Source organism: Brumicola blandensis (assembly GCF_031846165.1).
Taxonomy (GTDB): domain Bacteria; phylum Pseudomonadota; class Gammaproteobacteria; order Enterobacterales; family Alteromonadaceae; genus Glaciecola; species Glaciecola blandensis.
This window is the reverse complement of the sequence record NZ_JAVRIE010000005.1, coordinates 1-18,968: the sequence shown is the minus strand read 5'-3', so window position 1 is coordinate 18,968 and position 18,968 is coordinate 1. Positions and strand designations below refer to the sequence as shown.

The 18,968-nt window shown below is 42.4% G+C and carries 12 protein-coding genes; 7 read left to right on the top strand and 5 right to left on the bottom strand.

The window, feature by feature from the left end; all coding sequences use genetic code 11:
* Nucleotides 1-73 precede the first annotated feature (73 nt).
* Nucleotides 74-925, top strand: coding sequence for a sterol desaturase family protein (locus RM544_RS12385; protein ID WP_311362116.1), 852 nt, complete (start codon nt 74-76; stop codon nt 923-925).
* A 13-nt stretch (nt 926-938) separates the two neighbouring features.
* On the opposite strand, the gene RM544_RS12380 is transcribed toward RM544_RS12385, so the two are convergent.
* From RM544_RS12380 to RM544_RS12370, 3 genes are all read right to left on the bottom strand, one after another.
* Nucleotides 939-1,664: a hypothetical protein gene (locus tag RM544_RS12380; protein WP_311362115.1), complete on the bottom strand. Its 726-nt coding sequence runs from the start codon at nt 1,662-1,664 to the stop codon at nt 939-941.
* A gap of 1 nt (nt 1,665) precedes the next feature.
* Entirely contained in the window at nt 1,666-3,276 is a 1,611-nt protein-coding gene (locus RM544_RS12375; RefSeq protein ID WP_311362358.1) for a hypothetical protein, read from the bottom strand.
* Nucleotides 3,277-3,461: 185 nt separating this feature from the next.
* Nucleotides 3,462-5,336, bottom strand: a complete 1,875-nt coding sequence (locus RM544_RS12370; protein ID WP_311362357.1) for an alkaline phosphatase PhoX — start codon at nt 5,334-5,336, stop codon at nt 3,462-3,464.
* 698 nt (nt 5,337-6,034) lie between these two features.
* Here RM544_RS12370 and RM544_RS12365 point away from each other — a divergent pair.
* The gene (locus RM544_RS12365) at nt 6,035-8,998 is read left to right on the top strand and encodes a TonB-dependent receptor (protein WP_311362114.1); all 2,964 of its coding nucleotides are present in this window, start codon (nt 6,035-6,037) and stop codon (nt 8,996-8,998) included.
* A 312-nt stretch (nt 8,999-9,310) separates the two neighbouring features.
* A complete protein-coding gene (locus tag RM544_RS12360; RefSeq protein ID WP_311362113.1) occupies nt 9,311-10,105 on the top strand; it encodes a M15 family peptidase in 795 nt (264 codons plus the stop codon).
* Between the two features lie 69 nt (nt 10,106-10,174).
* Here RM544_RS12360 and RM544_RS12355 read toward each other — a convergent pair whose 3' ends face one another.
* Entirely contained in the window at nt 10,175-11,356 is a 1,182-nt protein-coding gene (locus RM544_RS12355) for a serine hydrolase domain-containing protein (protein WP_311362112.1), read from the bottom strand.
* Between the two features lie 193 nt (nt 11,357-11,549).
* Here RM544_RS12355 and RM544_RS12350 point away from each other — a divergent pair, with 193 nt between their 5' ends.
* The 4 genes from RM544_RS12350 to RM544_RS12335 all read left to right on the top strand — a co-directional run bounded on the left by RM544_RS12350 (nt 11,550) and on the right by RM544_RS12335 (nt 17,457).
* The gene (locus tag RM544_RS12350; protein ID WP_311362111.1) at nt 11,550-12,668 is read left to right on the top strand and encodes a sensor histidine kinase; all 1,119 of its coding nucleotides are present in this window, start codon (nt 11,550-11,552) and stop codon (nt 12,666-12,668) included.
* The gene (locus RM544_RS12345) at nt 12,661-13,494 is read left to right on the top strand and encodes a LytR/AlgR family response regulator transcription factor (RefSeq protein ID WP_311362110.1); all 834 of its coding nucleotides are present in this window, start codon (nt 12,661-12,663) and stop codon (nt 13,492-13,494) included. The genes RM544_RS12350 and RM544_RS12345 overlap by 8 nt, the downstream gene beginning before the upstream one ends.
* Nucleotides 13,495-13,730: 236 nt before the next feature.
* Entirely contained in the window at nt 13,731-16,292 is a 2,562-nt protein-coding gene (locus RM544_RS12340) for a DUF5666 domain-containing protein (RefSeq protein WP_311362109.1), read from the top strand.
* A gap of 226 nt (nt 16,293-16,518) precedes the next feature.
* The gene (locus RM544_RS12335; RefSeq protein WP_311362108.1) at nt 16,519-17,457 is read left to right on the top strand and encodes a hypothetical protein; all 939 of its coding nucleotides are present in this window, start codon (nt 16,519-16,521) and stop codon (nt 17,455-17,457) included.
* A 49-nt stretch (nt 17,458-17,506) separates the two neighbouring features.
* Here the strand turns inward: RM544_RS12335 and RM544_RS12330 are convergent.
* Nucleotides 17,507-18,968, bottom strand: a 1,462-nt coding sequence (locus RM544_RS12330; protein ID WP_311362107.1) for a S8 family serine peptidase, incomplete at its 5' end; no start/stop codon positions are given.

Sequence of the window (18,968 nt, the reverse complement as noted above, 5' to 3'; positions counted from 1 at the left end):
TTTGTCGTGATGTTTGTACTTTGTATTATCTCCTTGCTATATTAATTTTCTGTTAACAAAGTCCGTGCACAAAATGAATTACCAAATTGTCATTCTTGCTGTATTTATTCTCTTTGCCTTGAAAGAAGCCATCAATGGTGGGTTATTTAATAAAAAGACGGAAGAGAGCTCGGATAGTATTGTTGAGGCAATAAGTACGGTACTTCTATTTGCTGTTTCTCAACCTTTTGCCTTATTCAGCGCTGCTTTTTTGATGAGCTTGGCATTTCCTCAATATGAAGGAGCGCTTGCAGACACCTCGATTTTCTTGCAAATACTGTTGCTGCTCATCTTTGATGATTTGATGCAATATTGGTGGCATCGCGCTAGCCATACATTCATGTGGTTGTATAACCTTCATCGCGCTCACCACAATGCCAAATACATGAGTGTTCGTATCGTTTTCCGCAATAACTTTTTCTATTACGCGATGATGCCTTCGCTGTGGTTCTCAGGCGCACTTATTTATTTAGGTCTAGGCTGGGTTTATGCCTTTTACTTAGTAGTTAAATTGACCGTGATTATTGGCGCACACTCAGAATGGAAATGGGATAGACCATTATATGAAAACAAATATACCAGTAAGTTTATGTGGGTAGTTGAGCGTCTGATATCTACCCCATCAACCCATAGTGCACATCATGGTTACAATGACGAAGATGGGGTGACCACATACAAGGGAAATTACGGCAATTTGTTATTTCTATGGGATGTCATTTTTGGTACTGCAAAGATCACGCGACGTTACCCTGAGCGCTATGGCGTAAAAGGAATGCTTAAAGCGCAGTGGCAAGAACAGCTATTTTGGCCGCTCGTTCCCTCGGCATTGCAGAAAAAGCGCAAAGCCCAAAAACAACTAGAGCAGGATGCGCAGTCGCCACAATGATGAATAACGCTGGTCACACACTCGTTTCTATTTCATCGTTTTGAGCCATGCAGTGATATTTGCTCAACAGCAAACCAATGCTTACAAGCGACAACAACATGATCATGAACCAAGGTAGATTGATGTTGAAGGTGTATCGCAATATTGCTAAATAACCAAAGTAAGCAATTACGGAGTATTGCAGCCATAACAAGCTAAGATGTATTTTTTGGCTTTTCAACATGATCGGTTCAAGCACCCGAGAAAAAACCACACTCGAAATCGCTAATAACGAAACGGCAACTCCCACTAAGATAAAAGACACCCAGACAAGTAGCTCTGGCCAACCGATAACTTGTGCAGACTTCGCTGGACCCGACCATAATGCATCCCAACTCACAGCCAGAATCAAGCCTAAAGACATCAGTAAACGCTGATTGTCCCCCGAGTTATCACTAGCATTGCCATCACCACTAAGTGAGCGTAACTCATTGTGCAAAAACCAGAAAATACATGTTGCCGCAATAATACCAACAATTGGCGTTAAAAAAGGCAAGACTTGTACAGAAAAGTACGTCATCAGATAACCCAACATTGGAAACAGTGTGTGGGTGAGTGACACGCCAATGACCCATACCAAAATAGTTCGCATCGATTTGAGTTGATTTGCTCTAGCCAGCGTTGCAAGTGCCACATCCGTTCCGATGCCAATCCCCATTAACAGGCAAGCAAAGCTAAAATCTATTAATGAAACATCCATGTTAGTCTTCCTTCGCCAACGTCACATCGCTGTCCACATGCCAGTCCAATCGCATATCCCACTGAAATTGATGCTCATCAAGTAAAGGTGGTTGTTCAGCGTCGATATTTTCTAAGACATTGCTTGCTTTAGTCAATGTCGCATCACGACCAAATAAATAGCTTTGCTCTTTTACGATCGTAAAATAGGCTTTATTCAAATCTCTTGCGCGACTTTGTGAAGGCACAATCAACTCATATAGATTGTCAGTGTGTGCAACTTTATGATTATCTAGGTCGCCATTTTCATCGAACCAAATCGATAGCATTTCAGTGTTCTGTCTAAACTCATCGCCACCACCTACACGAGACATGTAAGTAAGGTACTCGCCAACGGTTTCGCCAATATTGGGAGTATCCTTTAGTTTTTTCAGATTGATGTAACCCCAGCCTTTCGAACCCGGTGCTTTACGCGCAAATGAAAATGTTTGGTCAAAGGTCGCCCCCACTGATTTATGACAACCGTTACAATAAGCGAGTTCTTGCTCATGTTGTGGTCGTAGTTCACCGTCCTCATTCTCAATGAAAGCATTAATTGTCCAGCCAAATCCGTTATCGATGCCGCGCTCCCCTAAATATCGAGTCTGTGGTAACTTTTCGAAATGCTTGTCTTTAGCTTCAGCATAATAGGCTGACGCTAAACTCTCTCGAGTCCTGAATAAATGCTTCTGCATATAGCGCACTTCTTTCATGCGAGCAGACGGAACAAGTTCACCGTTTTCATTTTCAGCCAAGTAGCGAACGGTGTGTAAAAATTCACTGCCTTCTGGATACAGCATGTGGCTTAGCTTAAGGTGCTTCGCATCACCAAAATAGTGAGTCGGTCGCTTCAGACGAGTCAGGTGTTTTGATAAATGGCCATCGCCATCGACATCAACACCATATAGCTGCTCATCAAACGGAAAAATAGGGATACTTGCTAGGTCTTTAATCGCCATCTCTACTGCCGCAAGATTTAAAAAGTAAATATCTTCGTTTTCTTTACCGTTTACTTGGCGAAAAATATCCGGTAGTCGGATCATAGCGTCACCAAATGAGCCATTCGTTGGCCAAAAGGTACTTGGAAAAGGTTTATAATTGTAAGCTACCCAGTTGCTGCCATCGTTAGCAAGCCCTCTATCTGAAAACGCAAGCGCCGGCTCCGCTAAATTAGCCAAATGCATATTTTGTGGCAAGACTGCTGTTGATTGCTCCAAGGCCACTTGGTAATTATCTTGTGCTACCCAAGCGTCGATTTGGTGGTCTGGGATGTCCTTGATCAAAGTTCGCCTATCTATAAATAAGTTCTTCCAACTATTTTTCAGGCCCACCTCGGAGAATTCATAGTTGCCTTGCAAGGTACCATCCCCCATTTGATTCGGGCGTTCCTCACTTCTGTCATAGCTTTGATGACAAGCGTAGCAAGGGTTATTGACCCCTTCTGTTTTGGTATAACATTGAGGAGGGATAACCGCTTCTGGGTTATAAATTTCATCGTGCTCTATATAAGCTAAGGCTGGAATGTCATCTCCCTCTGCATATGGATAGGTAATACTGGGAGATTCGTTTGAACAAGCGCTAAGGCAAAGCACCATAATGAATAAATAACTTAGCGTTTTCGAAGCGGAATAGGTGATAGTCATAAAGGATCTCAATACGTACTTGTGTTAGTAATTTCAGTCTTGGCTGTATTGCTGAGCAACTTTTAACAAGGCTTTCTAAACCGAAAGCAAGATAAAAGTGCTCAGCTACCAATCCAATTCTTAAGTTTGTATTTAGCTTAATCAGCGGCTGGTTGATACATCCAAAGGGTATTGTTCTCTTGGAAACCATCTTCACCAATCAAGATACGACCGTCTTTCATGACTATCACGTTGTCAGGCTGAGAGAGGTTATTAACGTCACAACGTTCTGCTCCCGTTAGACTAGAACGATAGGTAGAACCCATTACCACCGGTTCAATACGACTGATGTTGTAGCCTTCGCCTAAACGAGCGCGATAAACACCGCCACAATCTTTCACTCGCGCAGACAACTGCATATCACCTTCATCGTCGGTCATTGTATTATCAATATCAGCAATACCAATATACAGATATGCATCGGTGACTATTTCGTCCGCAATTAAGTCAACACCCTCAACAGCTTCTTTTGCTCGGTCGTGGTTAATGCTGATACCCTCAAGCTTTCTCCACTCTGCTGTCGCACCTTTTAATTTAGCGGCGGCACGTGATTCTAGGAATGCCACTCGATCATCCATCGGATCACCTGCAGTAACAGCGCTACCACCATCAGCTTCTGTCGGATATGTTGCGTCACCATCAACCCACGCCTGAACATCTGCTAAAGTAATATATGAACTTTGGCCCTCGACGAAGTCATCAGTTCCGATACCGTTATACTCATTGATCCAAGCTTGAATGGTGGTGTTGTCGCCTGACGCAATCTCAACCCATGTCACGTCAAAGCCCGTTGTTGCAGGATCATTTTGACCAACGTCTTGAACTAATTTTGCACCGTATAAAGTGCCTGCTGATAGATCTTCTGCCGTGTCTGCGACGAATTTGAAGAATACACCTCCAGTGTCATCTTGCGACAGATATACCGTCTTTCCATCTGGCATAACAGTAGCATTTTCATGCTCATAACGGCCCATGGCAAAATGTTTTACAATAACAGGTGCAGCCGAAACAGCATCGGTCACTTCCGCAATATAACCATAGTTATAAGGATTTGGTGCGTCCGGCGCGGTCATTGCCCACATACGCCCTAAGCGGCTATTATTTGCGACTTCATCTGGATCGTTCCAATCTGCATCAGTGGTGCTGTTAACGCTTGAATCAACTACCCACTCTTCTGATGTTAAAGGCGTATTCCAAGGTGTCATTGACCCGAAGCAATTAGCAGCAGTACCCCATACTGAAGAAAAATCTAGCATCATTGCTTCACTAACAGTCCAAATACCCCTGTCATCTTTTTGGACTTTCATTCGGCTCATTCCCCCTGGCAGTTCTTCCCAGTTGGAGAATAAGTAGCCTTCACCATCACCAGTTGAAACAAAACCATTGAAATCAGGCATGTCATTTTCAAGAATTAAGGTTTCATTGTCTAAAGTGTAGATGTGTCCTAGACCTGCTGGCAACATACCATCAAAGGTATCACCTGTTTGGCCTAACACTTGATACTGGCCATAGGCACTCATTACCGTTTCTCTTTCTTCCTGACTCGTTGGAACAGGTGAGTCAATCAAGGTAGCAGGTAAATTGTTAAAATTGACACCCGCTAGTACCCCAACAGTCCCTGTGTTAATTGGCGATGGACTCAGATCTGTTGTCGCAGTATTTGCGCCAGAAGGATGCTGAACATTGAAAAATAGGTCGCCTTCGTCCGTTAGGAAGATTCCCGTAACTTCCGCACCGTCTGGTACTGTTGCAATGCGTGTTAAGACACCTGAACTTTCGCCAGAAGGACCTTGATCACCCGTTGGACCTTGACCACCTGCAGGACCCTCTGCGCCTTCCGGACCTTGTGCACCATCGGCACCATTAATGCCATCAGCGCCGTCGTCACCCTCTAAAAAACAACCTGATAAGCCTAGAGACACTGCCAGTGCGAGTGCCGTGAATTTGAGTGTTGTTTGCTGTTTGTTTCTCATTGTCGTTCCCAGTTTTTTGAGTATGGCGAAACATTCTTGTTTTGCCTGATTGAAAGCCGACGCGACTCGGCGGTTTCGAGATGCCATATTTGGCTTTTTTAGTTTGGGAGGGGCTTGTGACAAATCCGTGACGTTAAGCTTTCAAAAAAATGAATGTTTCTTTACACGCCAATCATCAAATCGTCATAAAACGTTCATTTTTTAAACACCCATTCAAAAAAATAAGTTTTATGAAAAAAGAATCAAACAGACTCACTTTGGTTAACCAATTTCAAGAATTACAAAAAGCACCGACAAAAATAAGCGAAAAAAATTTTTTAATCGCTTAATAATTATACTGAAATGCAGGCAAACAATAGGGAGAGAGGCAAGGTGGAATGGGCAAAACCTCGTACTATTCACTTTGATAAAAATTAGACTTTAGGCGTATTAATCATATAATTAAAGAAACCTTTCATATTGGTAATACAAACATCTAACAAATTAATTACCACAACATATTACCAAAAGGTTGACCTTTATGTTTTAAATTGTAAATATATCGTAAACTCCATGTAATAATAAATCACTCACAAGAGTAATAATGGCAAGAACTCAGAACGGGCGAAGCCAACTTACCAATAAAGCATAGATGGTAAACAGCAAGTATTTTTAGCAACACTTTTAAGCAAGCAACAACACACACACGGGAAGGACATATGGGACATAAACTATCAAAGGTCACCTTAGCGCTGTTATCAGCCGGTGCAATCAATATGAGCATGACAATGGCTGCTCACGCTCAAGAAGAAGAGAAAGAGGCGGCAACCGACGTAGAGGTGATTGAAATCACTGGTATCCGCAGCTCACTTTCGAGTGCTCTGGCTGAAAAGCGTGATAAAAACAACTTAGTTGAAATTATCCAAGCGGAAGATATTGGTAAACTACCTGACCAGAACTTGGCAGAGGTACTTGAAAACGTCACTGGTGTTCAGATTACCAGAACCGCCGGTGTGGGAACTGGCGTACAAATTCGAGGTACTAACGCAAACAGAACAGAGATTAATGGTGTTTCTACTGTAGGTTCAGGTTCAGGTCGTAGTGGTATTAACTTCGAAGATGTATCTGCCTCCATTATTTCTGCTGTTGAAGTGACTAAAGCGCCATCGGCTAAAACAATCGAAGGTTCTGTTGGTGGTACTATCAACCTAAGAACAATTCGTCCACTAGAGCTTGATGGCACATTGGCATCATTTAGAGTGCAGGGTGAAAATAGTAGCCTGACCACTGATAGCACATTTACTCCTAGACTTTCTGGTACTTTCGGTGATAACTGGGAAACAGACAACGGTGATGTAGGCATCGTTATTAGTGCCAGTTACATAGAACAAGACGTTACCGCTTTCCGTCCACGAGCTGACCGCGATAACTCTATTGCATCTGATAGTGGCGTTGCAAGTGCACAGTCTTTCAACTTCTTACCTATTCAGTTCTTCGTACAAGATTATGATAACTTTGAATATGAAACAGTTAACCTTGCCGGTACTATCGAATGGGCGCCAAGTGATGAACTGAAGTTCTTCTTTGACGCAGTGATCAACGATCAAGAAAGACTACAAGAGAGTTCAAGAATTCAAGCTTCTGGCGTGAGCAGTTTGCGTAACTTTGCTGTGCCAGATGAATTTGAAACAATTAACTTTGGTTCATTAGGCGGTACAAACCTAGGTTCTATAGAGGCTGCATTAAGTGGCGTTATTCCTGTTGACCTTGGTACTGATGATGATGATCCTAACTTGCGTTTCTCAAGCGATACAAACTCACGTATCACCAAAAGTGAAATTTTCAGATTAGGTGGTGAATATGAGCGTGATACTTATAAAGTGAGTGCGGAAATTTCATCTTCTAGCTCTGACACTACTACGCCTAGTTTCAATACAACACTGAACTTCATTAACCCTAATGCACCACTTGATCCAGGTGGCGCGAATGATAACAGCACACCATTCATTTATGATTTGTCTGGCGGCGCGTTAACCTTTGGTGTTGCTTCAGATGCACCATTTGGTCCATCAAGTGCTCAACTTCTTGACCCAGCAAACGTTGTTTTACGTGACGTTAACATTGGTAGAAACGTAGCAGAGAACAGTGAAGACGCGTTTCGTGTAGATTTTACTTACTACTTAGAAAATGCGATTACTTCTGTAGATGTGGGTTACCGTTATAGCAAAACGAATAGCTTACGTGACCAAATTAGCTCAAGTGTTGGTCTAAGAAGTCTGTCTGACAGCCCACGTGGTAATTTATTCGCAGACCTATTAGTTGCAGGCCCAAACAACTTTAACGAAGCAGACGGACGTGAATTGTTTGTGCGTGACTTCTTGCTCATCGACCCTGAGCAAGTTGCATCTAATCCAGATGGCGTTCTAGCGACATTACAAAATGCAATTAACCAAATTGGCGGAACGCGCAGTATTAATGCACCGACCTCAAGTTCATCAGGCTTCTTCGACATAGAAGAAGAAACCAGCGCATTATATGCACAAGCAAACTTTGAACACGGCATTTTCCGCGGTAACTTCGGTGTCCGTTATTTAGAAACTGATGTTAGCTCACTAGGTAACTCAATTACTGAAGATGATGCTGGTAACGAATTGGTTTCACAAGTTGTGACTGAAGGTAGCTACGATTTCTTCTTACCACGTATTAACTTGGTAGCTGATTTAGAGAATGATGTTGTTATCAGAGCAGGTTGGGGCAAAGACATTCGTCGTCCTGATTTCGATGACCTATCTACGTCAGTGACCTTCTCAACCAGTCCAAACCCTCCAGTGGCTATCGGTAACCCTGGTTTGTTGCCTGAAGAAGTGACTTCTTTCGATTTGTCTGCTGAATGGTATTTCGCCGAAGCAAGCGTGCTCAGTGTGGGTATCTTCCATAAGAAACGTAAAGACTTATTTGTTAACCAAGAAGTCAGTCCGTTTGAAGATCCAGTCACCGGTTTCCGCGATACTACAGCGCCATGTGAAGCTGGCGGTATATTCAACCCAATTGCTGACGTAAACGTATTTGGTGCTGATGGTGGTGTAGGTGTTTGTGTACCTACTTCAACGAAGATCAACGATTCTGGTGAAACCACTCAGAAAGGTATTGAAATCGCAGTTCAATATGACTTAGCTGGATTCGAAGATGAACTAGGTTGGGCATCAGGTTTTGGTGTCCTAGCTAACTACACGAAGCAAGAATTCTCTGGCGGGTCAGCAGAAAACTCTGCAACCAGCCGAGCTGACGGTGTTTTTGCACTTTCTACTGGCGTTGCTGATATAGATGTAACTGCTGTACAAGGCTTAATCGACTTGTCTGAAAATGCTTATAACTTCACTGTATACTACGAGAAATATGGCTTGTCAGCGCGTATGCGTTACACGTGGCGTGAAGCTTATCGCTCAACAGACTTCGGTAGTACGTCTAGTTTCCCTTGGGGTTTCCCAGTGGTTCAAGACGACAGAGGCCAGTTGAATGCTAGTGTAAGCTATGACGTAAATGAGCAATTAAACGTGGGCATCGAAGCTGTTAACTTAACAGAGTCTGATGTAACACAATACTGTGTAAATGAAGGTGCATTACTGTGCTACCAAGGTCTAACAGACCGACGTATCACACTTGGTGCTAGCTATCGTTTCTAAGTAGAACCTCAAGAAACACCTAGAAAGGATGCCAATAGCATCCTTTTTTTATGCCCGTCTCTTTCTTGTCATCCCAGACATTTCTTGTCATCCCAGGCATTTCTTGTCATCCCAGGCATTTCTTGTCATTTCTGCGCAGGCAGAAACCTAAAAGCCACCACTTATTGCGTTACTAGCGCTTTCAGTCTACTCTGCTGGTGTGTACAAATAACACACAATATGCAGCGTATTGAAGCTGGCAGCATGTCTTCTACAAGGGCACTAGCTTTAGCAGTTATGCATCATATGGTTTTCAATAAAAAAGGAAATATGATGAATAGCAATATAATAAAATTGGCTCAATCAGAACTTAACCGGCTTTTCCATGCCAACATTGGCGTTGATGGTATCGCTGGAAAAAATACAAAAGCAGCCTTACACAGAGTCACTGTTTTACCCACCGAGTGGAATACAAAACGAAAGATTGTGGGGCTCATTCAATATGTTGCCACAATGGAAAACATCGACGCAGGTGCCATTGACGGAAAATGGGGTCCTCAAACCGAAAGTGCATATGCTGATCTTTCTTATAAGCGAGAACACGGCCGCTTGCCCGAGCCTTGGCGCCAAGATGAATTCACTGGCAGTAGTGAAGGGCAATGGCCACTTCAAAATGAAGCAGCGATGAATGCTTTTTATGGTGAAGTAGGGACCAATCAGGGCAAAGCAAACTCACCCTACCCTCTAAAACTTGCATGGCAAACTAATAAAATAGTGAATCGATTCACCTGCCACGAAAAAGTAGCGCCAGCAATTGAAAGAGTGCTTCAGAAAGTACTCACCCACTATGGATTAGAAGAAATTCAAAGACTGCGGCTAGATCTCTGGGGTGGAGCGTTAAATGTCAGAAAGATGCGTGGGGGGAGCAAATGGTCAACGCATGCTTGGGGCACATCTATAGATTGGGATCCTTCAAACAATCAACTGCGTTGGAATAAGCAAAAAGCGACACTTGCTGCACCTGAATATGATTTTTGGTGGAATTGCTGGGAAGAAGAAGGTGCGGTCTCTTTAGGCCGGGAGCAGGACCGCGATTGGATGCACGTGCAATTCGCTCGCTTGCGCTAGAGTGCCGAATGACAAACTAGCGAGGGTAAGTATCAGTGGAATGGTAGCGTATTCGCAATAATGCGAATACTACTCGCCATCTATCGCTGCTTGTACACTACGATAAAATGCGGCACGCTTGGTCGTCCACTCGCTTCCGACGGCTTTCGGCCAATTTCCGTTAGTTGCAATGATTAATTCGCGATTAGGATCAATAAAAATACCTTGTCCAAATATCCCCTTACCTTCAAAACTACCGTCATTATTCGTCCACCATTGATAGCCATAGCCCGAATTAGAAGACCCCGTATCAGCTTGTTTGGTCACAGCAAAGTCGAACCAGTCATCAGGCACAATACTCTCGCCGTTGACTACTGCACCTTGCATGATGAATTGGCCAAAACGTGCAAAATCTCGAGTACTGGCCTGAATGCAGCAACCGCTGATTTCATGCCCTGTTCCATTTAGCACCCAAGTAGCATCTTGTTCGCTACCAATATGCTGCCAGACCTTTTCTGATAAATATTGAGACAGTTGCTTGCCTGTTGCTTGGCTAACCAGCAATCCAATTAAATTAGTTTCGCCAGTGCTATACAACCATTGTGTTCCCGGTTCAGTGGCTCTTGGTAACTGCCTGAGATAACTTGCACTAACATCAACGCCCTCAGGCGGTACGTGAAAGTTAAAGCGAGAAACATCAGAATTGGGATCGCTGTAATCCTCATTCCATTGCACGCCAGATGTCATCGTTAACAATTGCTCCACAGTGACATCATCATATGCACTACCAAGCATGCTAGGAATATAGTCTGTCACCTTATCGTTGATGCTGTTGATGAATCCATCTTTAATGGCTGCCCCGACCAAGGTAGAGGTAAATGACTTTGCAACAGAAAAACTTGTCCACTTGCCTTCCTTACTGAAGCCAAGTCCATAACGCTCCAATCTGATTTTGCCTTTGTGTAAAATCACAATACCAGCCGTACGTTGTTGCTGCATATAGGCATCTATACTTTGTGAGCTCATTGGCATCTGATCGCCGACGGCTAGCTCACTCACCACTTCACCTTTTTCGATTGTGTTGTATGCCAAAATCGGCAGTTTATCGATAGCCCTGAAACCTGCATCGCGCTGAGGTACGCTCCAAAACATGACGTTTTGGTCACTGGGTAGATTCATCAGTAAGTTTTTCGTGTCTTTATCAAGGCTAAGCCAAACACCGCCAAGCGCCAACACGAGTATCAAAAAGATACCGCCAATCCATTTTTTCATTATATTTTCCAATGTTGATGATGCGAATCTACTAAGAAGTATCACCTCTAGTCGCATAGCGCGTCAACTGACTTGCCAGCCTAAGTAGCCATGAACGAAGACAAGCGTTTGGAAAGCGAGAATTTATGTCGTAGTATCTAACAGCCTATCGAGCAAGGTCAAAACAACTCTGAGATTGGAAATAGACGATATCATGCAAATTGCAGAACACAGTACACTACCCGCCGATTCTCTGCACTACTCGCAGCCTAACAAGCAGTTCTGGACACTCCAGATTGGTGCTTGGTTAGGATATTGTGCTGTGGTGTTTTTAGCCATTATTCATCCTCAGTTTGAACAGGAAAATTTCAACTTCAGTGGGCAACTTATCAACTTAGCTATTGAAACCGTCAGCGGCTTTGCATTATCAAGTGTTCAGTGGCTTATGCTCAGAAAAATAGTCCATTTACCTTTACGACTGACTTTATTCTTTAGCTTTGCGTTAGCTGCAATACTGGGCTGCGTATTCAACGTCATCAAGCTAGCTTCTTACAAATCAATTATTCACAACCAAGTATGGTACGAGCAGCTTGATATGCTTGAATTTGGTGGTTGGTTATTATTTTCCGTAGCGACTATGTATGTGTTTACCGCTATCTTTTTCATTATGTTGTACAACAACCGACTACAGAACGAGCATGAAATGCTATTGCGAGCGCAAACCTCGGCAAAAGAGGCCCAATTGGAAATGCTCCGCTATCAATTAAATCCTCACTTTATGTTCAACACGCTAAATGCCCTTTCAACTTTGATCTATAAGAATGAAAACGATAAAGCAAACGAAATGTTGGACAAACTTTGTTCCTTTTTCCGTTACTCATTGATCTCAAAGAGTGATCAGAAGAGTACTCTACAAGAAGAACTAGAGTTACTTGAGCTTTATTTATCAATAGAAAAAGTGCGCTTTGAGAGTCGTTTAAACGTTATTTTCAACATTGATGCTGAAACCAGAAAAGCCAAAGTACCTGGCTTGTTTCTACAGCCCATTGTTGAAAACGCAATAAAGTTTGGCGTCGAGGGTCGAAAGTCACCAGGCAACATTGTGGTCAGTGCCAAGAAAAAAAAAGGCACATTGATAATTGAAGTTGTTGATGATGGTCCAGAAAATAAATTAGATATATCAAAGGGATTCGGTATAGGTTTAAAAAACACGCAAGAGCGACTAAATACTATGTTCAATACGAAGTGCAATGTCAGCATTAATGAAATGGCCAATACTGGTACCAAAGTCAGTTTAAGCATGCCATTTGTCGTTGGTGATACTAATGAGTGAGAATTTGATAAGCGCAGTCATTGTAGATGACGAACCACTCGCCATTGAGGGCTTGAAGCTGCGCCTGCAGAAAATTCCTGAAATAAACGTCATCGGTGAAGCGCAAGACGGTGACGCAGCCATTGCGCTGTGCCAAGAATTAGAACCTGATGTGCTATTCATTGACTTACAACTTCCAGGAATTAATGGCCTAGAAGTGGTTCAGGCTATTCAGGCGGATGTTATGCCGCTTGTGGTGTTTGTCAGCGCTCACAGCGAGTATGCCGTGGATGCATTTGAACTGAATGCAATTGATTATATTCTCAAGCCCGCGAATCTCGGCAGACTCCAACAAACCATCGAGCGCATTAAAGAGCGTCTTTCACCTCATGAACGTGAAGAAGAAAAGTTCAAACTCATGCGAGCATTAGGCAAAACATCCGGCCTACCCATTTCTGAGTTAGAGGAGTGGCTTGCCACTGACGGCCCATTGCCTAGCGCTTTAAAGCAAGAACTAGTGATCAAAAATTCTGACAACCAACGCGTATTTGTGCCAATGCATGATATCAATTGGATAGATGCTGCGGGCGATTATATGTGTGTGCACACCTCAAGTGAAAACTACATAGTGCGCATTACGATGAAGAAATTAACTAGCCAACTCGATGAACGAATTTTCCAGCGCATCCACAAATCGACAGTAGTTAATATTCATCGAATTAAGCGCATCGAAACTTTGCGCAATAACCAGAGTATTGTTGATCTTGGCGACAATATTAAACTGAAAGTTAGTCGCAATTATAATTCAGCCATTCAAAACATTATCGATGAGCGAGGCTCGAGCTAAGGTAAATCGACCTAAATATTAAGCCCTTTAAGCACTTGAGGGGACTTTGCACTTCCTTATAAAAATTAAATTAAAAAAAATGGAATAAATAAGATTATGGAACGTTAGTGATGTAGACGCTTATAAAAGTGCTCAACTATGACTAATTTAGACATGATGCTTATTCAATAGAATTGCACCACGTAGTAACGAGCATTCTTATTGTTTTCACATGAAAAGTTTATAAGGATTACAAGATGAAAATTCAAAACAAATACATGATCGGCGCAATGTTTGCCTCCTCATTGTTATATGCGTGTGGGGGTTCTGGTAGTTCGACTGAAGAAATTCCAGATTCTGAGCCTTCGCCGGCAAACGGTGAGCTTTCTCTTAATATCGTCGGATTACCAGATGGCACTACGTCAACAATCTCTATATCAGGGCCAAATGGTTTTTCCAGCAGTATTGACGGAACAACCCTCTTATCGGATTTAACACCTGGGTCTTATACCGTCACCACTAACCCAGTATTGATTGACAACATCGAGTTCGATGTCATGCCCGCAACATTCACACTAAATGTTAGTGCTAACAATACTGCTGTTCAAGAGCTTGTATATATGACCGATGTAACAAGCCAAGGTGTTATTTCTAACTTTGGTAGCGTTTATGTAAACGGAGTTCGCTATTCTACTGACGATGTTTCAGTAGAGACGGATGATTCGAGCGATGCAAGCGAAGATGATCTTAAAGTAGGAATGCTGATTTCTGTGAAAGGTCGCCAAACGTACGATCGCTCTATTAGCAGCGCTAGTAATATTAGCCACTATTCCAAAGTGGAAGGCCCGTTGGACGCTATTTCTCTGGCAGACAATCAACTTACCGTATTTGGTCAGGTATATCAGCTCAATTCTCAAACTAGATTTGAGAACACTACTTTAGTTAGCTTGCAAGTTGGTGATGTTGTCGAAATTAATGCTATCCAAAATGGCGACGATTCTTGGCTTGCAACCTATGTTGAATTGGAAAATGGTCAAGACTCCTTCAAACTAAAAGGTGAACTCTCGAGCCTTGATCAAACCGCACAAACCTTCGCGATAGGAAGTGTCGTAGTTGACTACTCTCAAGCAGAAGTTGAATCTGAACTCGCTAATGGCCTTTTTGTAAAGGTAGAATCAAACCAAGGAACCGTTGATGGTGTTCTTCTCGCTGATAAAGTCGAAATGGACGATAGCAACGATGATAGTGATTCTGAGCTAATAGAGCTTGATGGTGTTATTACTGATGTATTCGAGAACGGCTTCAGCCTTGGCGGAAGACTTGTCAATTGGAGTCAAAGTACAAACTTTGTAGCAGGCACAAGCGCTGAGCTTGCTATTGGAGCAAGAGTAAAGGTAAAAGGTGTTAGAACAGACAACGGCATTTCAGCTGACCGCATACGCTTTGATAGAGAAGGCGAAATTGAGATTGAAGGATTGTTGCAAGCTGTCAATCTTGACACCAGCACCATTACAATTTTAGACACCGAGTTTGTTGTAGATGAGTACAGTCAGCTAAAAGATGATTCTGACTTAGACATAAGACGCTTTAGATTGGACCAACTCAATGTTGGGGACTTACTGGAAGTTGAAGCTTTTCCTAGCGGAGATATGCTGGTAGTGAAAAAACTAGAGCGAGAAGAAGCGGCTGGCGAAAGCGACAATGACAGTGGAGAAGTAAAACTCAAAGGAAGCGTTGTCGCTATCGATGGTACTACGCTGCAGTTACAAGGCGTAACCGTTACAACAGGTCAGTTTACCGAATTTGAATTAGGTGATTCTGATGTATCCTCTGACACATTCTTCGCTCAGCTTGTGGTTGGTGATTGGATTGAAGTCGAAGGCATCATGCAAGCAGATGGAAGCGTGCTTGCAACTGAAATAGAAACAAGTAGCTCAAATGGTGACAATGGCGATGATGAGTCTGGGAATGTAGAGTTTGAAGGTATTATCACTGACTTTATATCTATCGAATCTTTCACCGTAAATGGACGCTTGGTTACCACCAATGAGAGAACAATTTTCAGAGCGATGGCTGATTCAATGTTGGCAAATGGCGTTCGTGTAGAAATTTATGGAAGAGAAGCGGAAAATGGTGACATTTTAGCAACTCGAGTCAAAATTGAAGATATGGACGACAATGACGATTATGATATCGAAATTAAAGGCATCTTAGACGCTGATGCTGCAAACGGTATGATAGTTATCAACGACCAAGAAATTATGTTTGACGAAAGCACCCTGTTTTCAAATGGTTCTGCTGCGAATTTACTTCAAGGCGCTCTTGTAGAAGTTCAAGCAACAATAAATGCAAATGGACAGCTTTTTGCTACTGAAATTGAATTTGACGATAACGACCAGCAAAGTGACGTTGATATCGAAGGCGTTATTACCGAGTTATTAGATAATGGCGAGTTGGTTGTTGCTGGCGTGACAATAGTGATAACCGATAACACCGTTTTCGAAAATGGAAATAGCGATCGTCTTGAAGTTGGGCTTTACGTTGAGGTCGAAGGACGCTTTAACGATGAGCAAAAACTAATAGCCGATGAAATAGAGATTGGAGAGACTGAAAGCGACGACTTAGAGGGCTCGATTGGTCAAATATTAAGTGACAATCAATTTACCCTTGGCAACATCACGGTCCGCCACGATAGATTCACAATATTCGAAGATGGCACTGTTGAAGATATTGTCGCTGGAGCTGAAGTCGAGATAGAAGGTTTCATCAATGAAAACAATATTTTCATGGCTGAAAAAATCGAATTCTCTGATGATTAATTCGTAACGAAAACAACCCCAGTCGACACTTTGACCGACTGGGGTTTTTCCTATTTTCAGGACTAAAAAAAGATAAAACACAGACCAAAACTTCAATCTTGTGTACTTATCGAAGAAACCTTATGATGAGTGATCCCAATGCATTTTCTAGCTGCCGTAAGAGTTTTTGGGATGCACTACTTAAGTGAAACCGAAGTGCCATTTATCTCGCAAAGGAGCAAATAGTATGGCCCCAAAGATCTCTATATCATCTTTAACCTTGTTACTTGGCATGACATTATTTTTGATTGACGGCACAAAGCTTGTTGCCAGTGAGGAAAAGCATGGATTCTCTTTTGATGGGCAATTAGAAGCACTCGTGGGCGGTGATAACAGCGTTGTGGTGGAAGAGATTGATTTAAGCACTTCAAACAACGATTCCTTTTTCACGTTCAAAACAAAGTTTGATCTAGACTACACATTTGATGCTAATCATAGTCTCTCAGCGGCCATATCGTATAGTGATAAAAGCTACTCCGAAGCGACTAATTTCGACCTACAAACTACCCTTTCAACGCTAGGATATAAATTCAAATATGACAAGCTAAGCTTTAACCTAGACTACAGAAAAGCAGATGCAAAGCTTGGCGGCAATGACTTTATGGTTCTGACCCAAGTATCGCCAGCCGTTTCATTTTTTGTAAATAAACAGAATTTTATGCGTCTAGCATATACCAGTATTGATAAGGATTTAGTGAACAATCCCGCTCGTGATGCTCAGAGCAATGAATATAGCGTTGACTACTATTTTTTTAAAAGTGGATTGCGTGAATATTTCATCAGCTCAGTAAAAGTGAGAAAAGAAGATGCTTTCAATACTGTATTTGATTTTAACAGTTACCAAATCAGACTGGCTTATAAAAGACGATATCAGCTCATTGACTTTGATTCTCGTTTAACACTTGATGCTCGATACCGTAGCAGAGAATTTGACAGTGTATTGAACCCAACTATAGGCGCTATGCGTGTGGACAAAAGACAGGCATTCAGGGTTTTGAATGAGGTAGAGCTCATCGAGAATCTTTTTTGGAATACAGAAGTGGCTTATGTTAAGAATAACTCAAACTTGTCTGCAGCCGAATTTAGTGGTGCAGAAGTGATGAGCGGCATTTCATACGAATTCTAAATAAGCGCAGAGTTTAACTGTTGCCTCTGGTATCCCCGCTTAACTGTCTTTAGTTTTGCAGAGCAACATCATTGGCTTGTATAAGTGCTCCAAAGCCATAAATATCATCTTTTCCTGGCTCACCAAGATCAACGGTAAAGGTAATCAATTGCTCTATTAACGTTTGTTGTGAGGCAGCATTAAGAGGTTCCGCAGGCAAGAGACTGACTATCTGCGCAGTGACAAACGGAGTGGCAAAAGAGGTTCCAGTTACATTCGAATACCCGTTATCGAAATCCGCTGCACGCACATTTACACCATAGGAAGCAAAATCAACTTGCTCGCCTCTACCAGCTCTACGATAGACTTGGTTGTTTTGAGAGATCGCCGTAACACCAATAACGCAATCGTAAGAAGCTGGGAATAAAGGTTTTGCGTGAGGACCATTATTTCCTACAGCCGCTACAATAATCACCCCCTGTTGGCAAAACTTATCAATAGCAGCAGACAGGATGTTATTTGGTGGTCCAGCCAAACTCATATTAATCACTTTTACATCTTCAGATACAAGCCAGTCTAAGGCTTTGATTAAACTCTCTGTTGTTGTGATCTGACCATTAACACCGTCATCAAAGAACACCGACGCGGCAAAGACATCAACGTTCTTCAATAAACCAGCATAGTCTGTGCTATTTCCTACGAGAATACTCGCCACGGAATTACCATGTGAACTACTTGATATGGGCGTATTTTCTGAAAAGTCTTTACTTGCAATATTAACCGCTTGCAATGACGGATGGGTCGGTTGCAACTGAGTGTCAATGATACCGACTCGTTGTCTGATGGCAGGAGAATGAATCGCCATCAATTTTTGCGGTAAGAGCTCATTATTATAGGCTTGAGTGCTTTGAGCCGAAAGCTGATAGATATGATTTAAATCTGCCGCTATTTGCGCGTCATTTAGACTCAATAGTAATTTTTCGCTGTCGACATCGCTTTTAAAAGTAATTGGCGCTTCTACGCGTATCAAATCTTTATTTAAGCTTGATAAATACTGCGTACTAATAACCGAATAGCCCTTAGCAATCAGGGAGTCTTGTTCATCAGGTTCGCTCAAAATCAACCAGTCGTCGCTGAAGATCTTTTGATTATTCATATCGGTTAATTGGTCGATAGCCACTTCTAACCCTCGACTAGCATGTTGCTCGAAGGTATCAATATTCTCTAAACGTCTTTCAAGCAAACTATCTAGCTGAACATCATCTTCTACATCATCCTCAATATCGTCTTCTGCATCATCCTCGATATTGTCTTCTGTGTCATCTTCAACATCATCTTCTACGTCGTCTTCAGCATCATCTTCAACGTCGTCCTCAACATCATCTTCAACGTCGTCTTCAACATCATCTTCCACGTCGTCTTCAACATCATCTTCTACGTCGTCCTCAACATCATCTTCTACGTCGTCTTCAACATCATCTTCCACGTCGTCTTCAACATCATCTTCTACGTCGTCTTCAACATCATCTTCT